Genomic DNA, 10198 nt, shown 5'->3' with positions numbered 1-10198 from the left:
CTTCCTGCGCCAGGACCACGACCCGCCTCGCCCGGTCGGTGAACCTCTCGAACATCTACAACTCCTCGCCTGCTGCGCCCACGTCTGCGGCACCTGCTGTGCCGCGAGCGCGTCGCACCATGATATCCGGCGTTTGCGCGTGGTCGCCGGTGGTGCGAGTCCCAGATCGCCGACGAACCCTCCGACACCTGCGAGTTCCGCACCGATTCACCCGCCACGACGGGCGCCAACACCAGGGCGTCCGACGTGGCAGGCGGCCGGATCAGCCGGCGGGCTCGCGCCACATGGCCCACAGCGGCGGCCCGCCGGCGACCGCGAGCTCGGCGGTGACGGCGAAACCGTGCCGGGCGTACAGCCTGCGGTTGTCCTCGCTGGTCGCCTCCAGGTAGGCGGGTGTCGCCGTCCGGTCGGCCTCGTCGAGCACGGCCCGCAGCAGCGCGGTGCCGTGCCCGCGACCCTGCTCACCGGGCCGGACGCCGAGGAACCACAGGTAGTGGTGGTCCGGACCGGCCGGGTGATGGGCCTCGAGCAGCTCGATGACGGCGAACCAGCGCTCGGCGTCCGGACCGGCGAGCTCCGCGCAGCCTGCCCCGAACCGCTCCCCCTGCTGCTCGGTCATCGGCGGCTGCCCGGGTGCGGTCCACAACGCGGCGCCCGCGTCCCCGGCGCGCCAGGTCGCGTCGTGGTGGGCGACGGCGTCCGCGGCGAGCGCGAAGAACTCGGGTAGCAGGACGCTGCGCCGGGCCGGGTCGGGCGCGAGCCAGGCGAACACCGGGTCGTCCTGGAAGGCCTCGGCGAGGGCGGTCACCACGTCGCCACGGTCGGCTGGTCGCGCCGCGGTGACGGCGGCGGTCGGGATGCTCATTCGTCTCTCCTCTCGGTCGGCCGGGCTCTCGCGGGCCCGGCGACGTCACGTTGGCCGTCGCGCCTGTCGGATCCCTGGCGTCCGGCTGGCACGATTTCCCTGGCGGACGGCCAGATCGTGGAGGCGCGATGCTGTTCCGGGTGCTCGGATCGCTCCAGGTGGAGTCCGACGCGGGCGTCGTCGTGCTGGGCGGGGCCCGTTCCCGGGCACTCCTCACCGCGCTGCTCCTGGACCCGGGTGCGGTCGTCGCGCTGGACCGGCTGGCCGAGGCGGTCTGGCCGGGTGAGCCACCCGCCGACGTCGGCAACGGGGTCCACACAACGGTGTCGCGGCTGCGTCGCGCGCTGGGCCCGGCCGGGGCGCTGGTCCGCACCCGCCCGCCGGGCTACCTGCTCGACGTCGGCCGGGACGCGGTGGACGCCGAGCTCTTCGAGGCGGCCACCCGCGAGGCGACGGCGCGCCTCGCCGCGGACCCGGCCGGTGCGGCGCTGGCTCTGGAGGAGGCCCTGGCGCTATGGCGGGGGCCCGCGTACGGCGAGTTCGCCGACGGGTTCGCCCGCGGTGCCGCCACCCGGCTCGACGCCCTGCGCACCGCCGCCCGCGAGACCCGGGCCGACGCGCTCCTGCAGGCGGGCGACCCGGCCACCGCCGCGGCGCTCGCCGCCGACCTCAGCGCGGCGCACCCCCTGCGCGAGCGCCCGGTGGAGATCGCGATGCGGGCGCTGGCCGCGCTCGGGCGCACCCCCGACGCGCTGGAGGCCTTCCGCAGGCACCGTTCGCTCGTCGGCGAGGAGCTGGGCCTGGACCCGTCGCCCCGGCTGCGCGAGCTGGAGACGCGGCTCCTGCGGGCCGACGTCGCCCCGCCCCGGGCGGCCCCCGCGCCACGTCGCGGTACGCGCCTGCCGACCCGGCCGTCACCGCTGGTGGGCCGCGCGGACGAGCTGCACGACCTCACCGGGGCCCTCGCGTCCCGCAGGCTCGTCACGCTCGTCGGCCCGGGCGGGGTCGGCAAGACCCGCACCGTCCTGGAGCTGGCCCACCGGATGGCCTCCGCCGGCCGGGCGGTGTGGTGGGTCGACCTCGTGCCGCTGGAGCCGCAACGGCTGGCCGAGGCGGTCGCCACCGCGCTGCGCATCGAGATCGGCGCCGGAACGGATCTCGTCGAGGACCTGTGCCTTGCCGTCGCCGACACCCGGGGGACGCTCGTGCTGGACAACGCCGAGCACGTCGTCGACGCGGTGGCGCACCTGGTCGAGCGGCTGCTCGACGCTGCCCCCGAGCTGCGGGTGCTCGTCACCAGCCGCGAGCGGCTCGCGCTCGACGGCGAGGCGGTGAAGGCCCTGTCGCCGCTGCCGCTGCCGACCGGGCCCGACCGCGACAACCCCGCGGTCCGGCTGTTCGTGGAGCGGGCGCCCGGCCTGGAGCCCGCGACCCTCGGCGACGCGGACCTCGCGTTGGTGGTCCGCGCCTGCCGCCGGCTCGACGGACTCCCGCTGGCGATCGAGCTCGGTGCGGCCAGGGCTGCTGCGCTGGGGCTGCCCGCCCTGCTGGAACGGCTGGACGGGCGCCTCGACATGCTCGCCGGGGGCAGGCGCACGGCGGACCGCCGCCACCGGACCCTGCGCGCCGTCGTCGAGTGGTCCCACGACCTGCTCACCGAGCCCGAGGCGCACCTGTACGCGCGGCTGTCGGTGTTCCCGGCGGGCTTCTCGCTCGACCAGGTCGAGTCGGTCTGTGCGGACGGGCTGCTTCCGGCGACGGGGATCGCGGACCTGCTCGCCCGCCTCGTCGAGCAGTCGCTCGTGCAGCGCGCCGGCACCCGGTTCGTGCTGCTGGACGTGCTGCGGACGCACGCCGCCGAGCGGCTGGAGGCCGCCGGTGAGGCAGGGGAGCTGCGCCGCCGACATGCCGCCGACACGGCCGCACGTCTCACGCGGCACTCCGCGTTGCTGTGGACCCGCGACGAGCCACGGGCCGTCGCCGCGCTGAACGACCTGGTCGCCGACCTGCATACCGCGTTTCGCACCGCCCTCGGTGAGGATCGTCACCTCGCCCTGCGGCTTGCCGGGGACGTGCACGACTACGCCTACTTCCGGCAGCGCCTCGACCTGCTGCGCTGGGGCACCGAGGTCCTGGACGACGCCGGGGCGGACCCGGAGCGCGGACCCGAGGTGCTCACGACGGCCGCCGCGGCGGAGTGGTCGGTCGGCCGGCTGGACGCCGCCGGTGCGCTCGCGGAGCGCGGTGTCGTGCTGGCCGGTGGTCCGGACGAGCCGGCGGCGCTCGCCCCGCTGAAGGTCCGCGCCGACCTGGAGCTCTTCCGCGGCGAGACGGATCACGCGGTCCGGACGTACCGGCTCCTCGCCGCCCGCTGGCGCGCGGCCGGCGTCCCCGCCCTCGGCGTGCTCTACGAGTCCTCCGTCCTGCAGACGCTCGTCATGGGCGGGCGCACGGCCGAGGCCGCCCGCGAGGTCGACGCGCTGTTGGCCGAGGCGGAGACCGTGAGCAACCCCACGGCGACCGCGTGGGCCTGGTGCGTCACCGGCCTGGCCGTGGCGGCCATCGACCACGCTCGCGCACTGCGGCACTTCCGCACGGCCGCCGTGCACGGCGAGGGCGTCGACAGCAGGCTGTTCGTCGCCATCGCCCGGACCTCCGAGGCGCTGACGGCGGGGGTCGACGACCCCGCCGCCGGGCTGCGGATGTTCCCGGACGTCCTCGAGCAGTGGGCCCTGCTGGGCAACGAGATGGTGCAGTGGTGGGCGCTCGGCAACCTGGTCGTGCTGCTCGCGCGCGCCGGCGCCGATCAGGAGGCGGCAGTGCTCGCAGGTGCCGTGATCGCCGCACAGGACTCGCACCCGCGGTTCGTGATCGAGGGGCTGCGTATCGGAAAGGCGCTCGCCGCGATCCAGGTCCGCCGCGGCGAGCAGGCCACGCAGGCCGATCTCGCGGCGGGCGCGGCGCTGGGGTTCGCCGGGGCGGTCGCGCACGCACGCCGGGCGCTGGCCCGGCCGGCCTGAAGCGGCCCGGGCTCAGTGCTCCCTGTGGTAGGCCTCCAGGACGCTCGCCGGAATGCGCCCGCGGTCGGAGACCTTGAGGTCGCGCTTGCGCGCCCATTCCCGGATCGCCTGGTTCTGTTCGCGGTCGATCGACGCCCGCTTCGGCGCTGCCGCCGGGGCGCTGCCCCGGGACCGCCGGCCGCTGATCCGCCGGGCGGCACCGACGTAATCAGCGAAGATGTCCCGCAACTTCGATGCGTTCTCCGTCGACAGATCGATCGCGTACGACCTACCCTCGAATCCAAACTCGATGGTCTCGTCGGCGTCCTTGCCGTCCAGGTCGTCGATGAGCCGGACCTCGCGAACCTGCGCCACTTCGTTCTCCCGAATGGAATGCCGGATGCTTGTCGACGCAAACGATAGCGCTGGTGGCGGTTCGCTACTACTCGGGACGCACCAACGGGTACAGAATGGTCTCCCGGATACCGAGCCCGGTGAGCGTCATGAGCAGGCGGTCGATGCCCATTCCCATCCCGCCGCTGGGCGGCATTCCGTACTCCATCGCCCGCAGGAAGTCCTCGTCGAGCTGCATCGCCTCCGGATCGCCCGCCGCAGCGCGCAGTGACTGGGCCGTCAGCCGCGCACGCTGCTCGACCGGATCGACCAGCTCGGAATAGGCCGTGGCCAGCTCCGTTCCGAAGACGATCAGGTCCCACGCCTCGGCAAGGCGCGGGTCGTCGCGGTGTGCCCGGGTGAGCGGCCGGACCTCGACGGGGTAGTCGCGCACGAACGTTGGCGCGACCAGATCGTGCTCGACGAGCTTCTCGAACAGTTCCAGGACGATCTCGCCCGCACCCCAGGAATCCTTGAGCTCCACCGATCGCGCGTCCGCGAGCTTGCGCAGATGCTCGACGGACGTGTCGAGCGTCACCTCTTCGCCGACGGCTTCCGACACCGCCTGGTGAAGCGAGACCGAACGCCACTCGCCGCCCAGATCGTGCTCCGATCCGTCCGCATGCCGGACGACCGTGGAACCGAAGATCTCCCGCACGGAGGCGAGTACCAGCTCCCGGGTGAGCTCGGCCATGTCGTCGTAGGTGGCGTAGGCCTGATACGCCTCGAGCATCGCGAACTCGGGCGAGTGGGTGGAGTCGATGCCCTCGTTGCGGAAGTTGCGGTTGATCTCGAAGACCCGCTCGATCCCTCCGACGACGCAGCGCTTGAGGAAGAGTTCCGGCGCGATCCGCAGATAGAGGTCGAGGTCGAGTGCATTGGACTGCGTCACGAACGGGCGTGCGGTGGCTCCGCCGTGCTGCAACTGCAGCATGGGGGTCTCCACCTCGGTGAACGACCGCTCGTGCAGGACGTCGCGCAGCGTGCGGACGACGGTCGCGCGGGTGCGCACCATCTCCCGGGCCTGCGGCCGGACGACGAGGTCGACGTAGCGCTGGCGCACCCGCGTCTCCTCCGACAGCTCGCGGTGCGCCACCGGCAGCGGCCGCACCGACTTCGCCGCCATCGCCCAGGAGTCCGCGAGCACCGACAGCTCGCCGCGCCGGGACGTGATGACCTCCCCGTGCACGAACACGTGATCACCGAGGTCGACGCTCGCCTTCCACCGCGCGAGCTCGGTCTCGCCCACCTTCGCGAGGCTCAGCATGGCCTGCAATTCGGTGCCGTCGCCCTCGCGGAGGGTGGCGAAGCAGAGCTTGCCGGTGTTGCGCAGGAAGATCACCCGGCCGGTGACGCCGACGGTCTCGCCGGTGGAGGTGTCCGGCGGGAGGTCCGGGTGCGCGGCGCGGATCTCGGCGAGGCTGTGGGTGCGCGCGACGGCGACCGGATACGGGTCGTGGCCCGCGGCGAGCATGTCGGCCCGCTTGGCCCTGCGGACCCGCATCTGCTCGGGCAGATCGGTGTCGGGACTCTCGGGCGGAAGCGCGCTCACGCGGGAAGGTTAGCCAGCGGCCGGCGCAGCCCCAGCGCCCGCCCGACCCGCGCGACTCCCCCGGCCCGACCTGCGCGACTCCCCCGGCCCGACCTGCGCGACTCCCCCGGCCCGACCTGCGCGACTCCCCCGGCCCGACCTGCGCGACTCCCCCACCCGACCCGCGCGAACGGCACGTACGGGAAGACCTATTTCCCGTACGTGCCGTTCGCGCAGGGCCGGGGGCCGGGGGCCGGGGGCCGGGGTCGGGGTCGGGTCACGGCAGCTCACGACGCCTCACGGCGCGGTGTGCACCGCGATGACCTGCTCCCACACCTCGTCGCGCCGCAGCGGACGGTCCACCACCGCACGCAGCAGCCAGTCGATGCGGTAGTCCTCACCGACGATCGACGGGCCTGCGTCGGCCGGCACGTCGATCGCGAAGGCGAGATCCTTGGGCCGGCGGGCCGCGAGCACCACCTGGCCGGAGACGTCGACGGTGGCCGCGACCGTGCGGGTGACGGACGTGCTGCCGCCGGCGGCGATGCTCGCTCGCCGCACCAGCTCGACCCGCACACCGCGGGCCTTGAACTCCTCCTTCGCCGAGACCCGGACGGTGGCCCGCACCGCCGTCCCGGCCCGGACGCTGGTGCGCGGCAACCCGAAGAACGAGATCGCCGCCTTGGGCGTGCCTCCGCCGACCCGGGCGGCCGGGAGATCGGGGGCGGGTATCGCGGGGGCCAGCACGATCACCGGCACCTGGGCGGGCTCCGGGAACCCCGCGCCGCCGACGTCCGCGCGCACGAACCACTCCGAGCCCACCCCGGCACCGGCGCTGGTCGGCGGCCCCCACCGCTCCTCGGGCTCGATCCACACGTCGTAGCTGTCGCCGTCCGCCGCGTCCCCGGCGGGCGGGTAGCGCTCGTCCACCAGGTCCTGCGGCCCCTCGGGCGGCTCGATCCGGCGGGGGACCGGGAGCACCGCGGCGGCCTCGACGACCTGGCCCGCTCGCATCGGCCCCTGGTAGACGTACTCGCCCGCGACGGCGCCCTCGGAGTCCTGCGTCCACGAGGCGCCCTCGGAGTCGCTGCGCCGATAGCGGTCGACGTGGAAGAGCGCCACCGAGCACTCGGCCTCCTCGAGGTCGGCGCGGGCGGTGATCCGCACCGTGGCGGTGATCGTCCCGCCAGGGAGGTGGACGTTCCCGTCCGTCACCAACTCGATCTCGGCCTCGGGTCCACGCACGGGCGCCACCCTAGGGGCACCAGGCCGCCGTTCGGTGGGGACGGTCGGATGCGCAACAACCGACCGTGTGACACGCCGAGCCACCGTCCCGGGCGATCGCTCACCCGGAGAGTGAACGCTCTTGCCCCCAACGGCTCGGCCAGGCGACGATCTCTGTACACCGTTCGAATGCAGATGGCTACAGTGTGTAGTCACCACGCGCGGTGCGTCGGGAGGCAACGGCGATGTCGGCGGACCACGACTACTCCGGGGACTACGGCTACGACCTCCTCCACGAGGTGCGCACCGCACTCTCGATCCCGGTGCCGCGCCGCCCCAGCCCGGTCATCTCGATCCGCGGCGTGCCCTTCGACCGGGATCCCGACGGCGAGACGCGCTGCGACCCGGCCCGGGAGGGCTGACCGCGCCTACCGTCGAAGGCATGCACGATCGGGCCCGCTCCTTCGGCGCCGTCGCCGGCGACTACGCCGTCCACCGTCCCGGCTATCCGGCCGCCGCGATCGACTGGGCGCTCGGCGGGCGCACCGGCGACGTCGTCGACCTCGGCGCGGGCACCGGCAAGCTGACGGAGTCGCTCGTCGCGCGCGGCCTGCGGGTGACCGCGGTCGACCCGGATCCGGAGATGCTCGCCGAGCTGCGCCGCCGCCTCCCCGGCATCGACGCGCGGGAGGGCAGCGCCGAGGCGATCCCCCTGCCGGACGGCTCGGTCGACGCGGTGCTCGCCGGGCAGGCCATGCACTGGTTCGATCCGGCGCGGGCGCTGCCGGAGATCCGGCGCATCCTGCGCCCCGGCGGAGTGCTCGCGGCCATGTGGAACGCGGACGACGACGAGGTGGACTGGGTCGCGGGCTACCACGAGGCCGCCTGGCACGAACGGCAGATGCCGCGCGGCGGCGACCGCCCGGGCCTCCCGGACTGGCCCGGGTTCGCGCCCGGCGAGCGCGCCGAGTTCGCGCACGCCCAGCGGCTGACCGTCGAAGGTCTGATCGCGACGATCGGCACGCACTCGTGGGCGCTGGTCGGCGACCCGGCCGAGGTCGAGGCCACCTACGGCCGGGTGCGCGCCTACCTGGGCTCGCGGCCGGAGACGCGCGGCGAGTTCGACCTCCCGCTGGTCGCGACGGTGCTGCGCGCCGTCCGCGGCTGATCGGTGTTGCGCAGGTAGGCCAGCCGCAGCCCGAGCAGCGTGAGATCGGGCACGTACGCCGAGATGGTCTCCGACACGCCGTCCATGAGGGGTGCGAGCCCGCCGGTACCGATCACCGTGACCGGTCCTGGCCCCAGCTCGGCGAGGATCCGCGTCACCAGCCCGTCGACCTGCGCCGCGTTGCCGTAGAGCACCCCGGACTGCAGGCACTCCACCGTGTTCTTGCCAATCACCGACCGCGGGCGGACGATCTCCACGGTCTGCAGCGCCGCTGCCCGGTTCGCGAGCGCCTCCATCGAGATCTCGATCCCGGGCGCCAGCACCCCGCCGAGGAACTCCCCCTTCGCCGACACGACGTCGATGTTCGTGGACGTCCCGAAGTCCACGACCACGCACGCCGTGGCGAAGAGGCGGTGCGCGGCCAGGGTGTTCACGACGCGGTCCGCGCCGACCTCGCGGGGGTTGTCCACGAGCAGCGGCACCCCCGTCCGCACCCCCGGGCCGACGACGACGCTGGGCAGCTCCGAGCGGTCCAGCAGCAGGCGCATCTCCCGCAGCAGGCTCGGCACCGTCGACAGCGCCGCGACACCGGTGACCTCGTGCGGCCCGAGCATGGCCCGCAGCGCGACCTCCAGCTCGTCCGCCGTCATGTGACGGTCCGTGCGCATCCGCCAGTCCCGCACCAGCGGGGGGCGCACCTCGTCCCCGTCCCCGTCGGAGTAGACGCCGAGCGCGATCTGGGTGTTGCCGACGTCCACGCAGAGCAGCACGTCAGGCCGCCGTGACAGCTCCCGAGAGCAGACCGGAGCCGGCCGGGGCGTGGCCTGCGTCGTCGCTCTCGTCGAGGATGCGGTTGTTCGCGTCGACGAAGACCACCCGCGGCCGGTACCGCCGCAGCTCGGCCTCGCCCAGCTGTGCGTAGGAGATGAGGATGACCAGGTCGCCGGGGTGCACCAGGTGCGCTGCGGCGCCGTTGATGCCGATGACGCCGCTGCCGCGATCGCCGGGGATGACGTAGGTCTCCAGGCGGGCGCCGTTGGTGATGTCGACGATCGCGACCTGCTCGCCCTCCAGGAGGTCGGCCGCCTCCATGAGATCGCGGTCGACCGTCACCGAGCCGACGTAGTGCAGGTCCGCCTGCGTCACGGTCACGCGGTGGATCTTGGACTTCATCATCGTGCGGAACATCGTTCTCCTACAGCTTCACCGGGACGTTGTCGATCAGGCGGGTGGCGCCGATGCGGGCGGCGACGAGCAGCCGCGCCGGACCGCGCGCCGGCGCCGGGCCGAGCTCGGGGTCGCGCAGCACCAGGTAGTCCACGGCGAACGCGGGCTCCTCCGCGAGCACGGACCGGGCCCGGTCGAGGACGGCGTCCGGGCCCTTCGCGGAGTGCGCGGCGCCCGCCGTGAGGGCGCGGTACAGCATGGGGGCCTGGGCCCGCTGCTCGGCCGTGAGGTAGGCGTTGCGCGAGGACAGGGCCAGCCCGTCCGGTTCCCGCACGGTGGGCACGCCGACGACCGCGAGCGGGAAGTCCAGGTCGCGCACCATCTTCCTGACCAGGACGAGCTGCTGGTAGTCCTTCTCGCCGAAGAACGCCACGTCCGGCGCGACGACGTGGAAGAGCTTCGCCACGACGGTGAGCACGCCCGCGAAGTGCCCGGGTCGGACCGCCCCCTCCAGCTCGGCGCCGAGCGCGCCGGGGTGCACGGTGGTCTGGGCGCCCTCGGGGTACATGTCCGCCACGCCCGGGGTGAACGCGAGCTCCACCCCCTCGTCGCGGCAGGCCTCCAGGTCCTCCTCCAACGGGCGGGGGTAGCGGTCCAGGTCCTCCCCCGCCCCGAACTGCAGCGGGTTCACGAAGATCGACACCGTGGTGACGCCCGAGCCGGGCACCCGGCGGGCGTGCCGGATCAGCTCGAGGTGCCCCTCGTGCAGCGCCCCCATCGTCGGGACGAGGGCGACCTTGCGGCCCGCCGCCCGCAGCGCGCGGGTCACCGGGGCGATCGCGGCGGGGCTC

Annotated in this window: 10 protein-coding genes; 3 read left to right on the top strand and 7 right to left on the bottom strand. The window is 74.1% G+C overall.

The window, feature by feature from the left end; all coding sequences use genetic code 11:
- Positions 1-262: 262 nt before the first annotated feature.
- Positions 263-865 carry a GNAT family N-acetyltransferase gene (locus tag AB7J25_RS28290; protein ID WP_428514003.1) on the bottom strand — a complete coding sequence of 201 codons (603 nt, stop codon included), beginning with the start codon at positions 863-865 and terminating at the stop codon, positions 263-265.
- A 128-nt stretch (positions 866-993) separates the two neighbouring features.
- On the opposite strand from AB7J25_RS28290, the gene AB7J25_RS28285 reads away from it, so the two are divergent.
- Positions 994-3885, top strand: a complete 2892-nt coding sequence (locus tag AB7J25_RS28285) for a BTAD domain-containing putative transcriptional regulator (RefSeq protein ID WP_428514001.1) — start codon at positions 994-996, stop codon at positions 3883-3885.
- 12 nt (positions 3886-3897) lie between these two features.
- On the opposite strand, the gene AB7J25_RS28280 is transcribed toward AB7J25_RS28285, so the two are convergent.
- The 3 genes from AB7J25_RS28280 to AB7J25_RS28270 all read right to left on the bottom strand — a co-directional run bounded on the left by AB7J25_RS28280 (position 3898) and on the right by AB7J25_RS28270 (position 7033).
- The gene (locus tag AB7J25_RS28280; protein ID WP_428513999.1) at positions 3898-4239 is read right to left on the bottom strand and encodes a histone-like nucleoid-structuring protein Lsr2; all 342 of its coding nucleotides are present in this window, start codon (positions 4237-4239) and stop codon (positions 3898-3900) included.
- 67 nt (positions 4240-4306) lie between these two features.
- Complete coding sequence (gene lysS / locus AB7J25_RS28275) at positions 4307-5761, bottom strand: lysine--tRNA ligase (RefSeq protein ID WP_428514007.1); 1455 nt, start codon at positions 5759-5761, stop codon at positions 4307-4309.
- Positions 5762-6085: 324 nt separating this feature from the next.
- The gene (locus tag AB7J25_RS28270; protein WP_428513997.1) at positions 6086-7033 is read right to left on the bottom strand and encodes a sporulation protein; all 948 of its coding nucleotides are present in this window, start codon (positions 7031-7033) and stop codon (positions 6086-6088) included.
- A 224-nt stretch (positions 7034-7257) separates the two neighbouring features.
- On the opposite strand from AB7J25_RS28270, the gene AB7J25_RS28265 reads away from it, so the two are divergent.
- The gene (locus AB7J25_RS28265; protein ID WP_428513995.1) at positions 7258-7434 is read left to right on the top strand and encodes a hypothetical protein; all 177 of its coding nucleotides are present in this window, start codon (positions 7258-7260) and stop codon (positions 7432-7434) included.
- 20 nt (positions 7435-7454) lie between these two features.
- The gene (locus AB7J25_RS28260) at positions 7455-8180 is read left to right on the top strand and encodes a class I SAM-dependent methyltransferase (protein WP_428513993.1); all 726 of its coding nucleotides are present in this window, start codon (positions 7455-7457) and stop codon (positions 8178-8180) included.
- On the opposite strand, the gene AB7J25_RS28255 is transcribed toward AB7J25_RS28260, so the two are convergent.
- From AB7J25_RS28255 to panC, 3 genes are read right to left on the bottom strand one after another with little or no spacing between them, the layout of a single operon-like run.
- The gene (locus tag AB7J25_RS28255) at positions 8099-8950 is read right to left on the bottom strand and encodes a type III pantothenate kinase (RefSeq protein ID WP_428513991.1); all 852 of its coding nucleotides are present in this window, start codon (positions 8948-8950) and stop codon (positions 8099-8101) included. The genes AB7J25_RS28260 and AB7J25_RS28255 overlap by 82 nt on opposite strands.
- Before the next feature lies 1 nt (position 8951).
- Positions 8952-9368, bottom strand: coding sequence for an aspartate 1-decarboxylase (panD, locus tag AB7J25_RS28250; protein WP_428513989.1), 417 nt, complete (start codon positions 9366-9368; stop codon positions 8952-8954).
- Between the two features lie 7 nt (positions 9369-9375).
- Positions 9376-10185: a pantoate--beta-alanine ligase gene (gene panC, locus AB7J25_RS28245; protein ID WP_428514005.1), complete on the bottom strand. Its 810-nt coding sequence runs from the start codon at positions 10183-10185 to the stop codon at positions 9376-9378.
- Between the last annotated feature and the right edge of the window lie 13 nt (positions 10186-10198).

Source organism: Pseudonocardia sp., assembly GCF_050246655.1.
Lineage (GTDB): Bacteria > Actinomycetota > Actinomycetes > Mycobacteriales > Pseudonocardiaceae > Pseudonocardia.
This window is presented reverse-complemented; position numbering and strand designations above follow the sequence as displayed.

What these genes read in the sequence shown, in the direction of transcription:
- AB7J25_RS28290 (WP_428514003.1), bottom strand. Translation starts at nt 865, where the DNA reads ATGAGCATCCCGACCGCCGCCGTCACCGCGGCGCGACCAGCCGACCGT.
- AB7J25_RS28285 (WP_428514001.1), top strand. Translation starts at nt 994, where the DNA reads ATGCTGTTCCGGGTGCTCGGATCGCTCCAGGTGGAGTCCGACGCGGGC.
- lysS (WP_428514007.1), bottom strand. Translation starts at nt 5,761, where the DNA reads ATGCGGGTCCGCAGGGCCAAGCGGGCCGACATGCTCGCCGCGGGCCAC.
- AB7J25_RS28265 (WP_428513995.1), top strand. Translation starts at nt 7,258, where the DNA reads ATGTCGGCGGACCACGACTACTCCGGGGACTACGGCTACGACCTCCTC.
- AB7J25_RS28260 (WP_428513993.1), top strand. Translation starts at nt 7,455, where the DNA reads ATGCACGATCGGGCCCGCTCCTTCGGCGCCGTCGCCGGCGACTACGCC.
- panD (WP_428513989.1), bottom strand. Translation starts at nt 9,368, where the DNA reads ATGTTCCGCACGATGATGAAGTCCAAGATCCACCGCGTGACCGTGACG.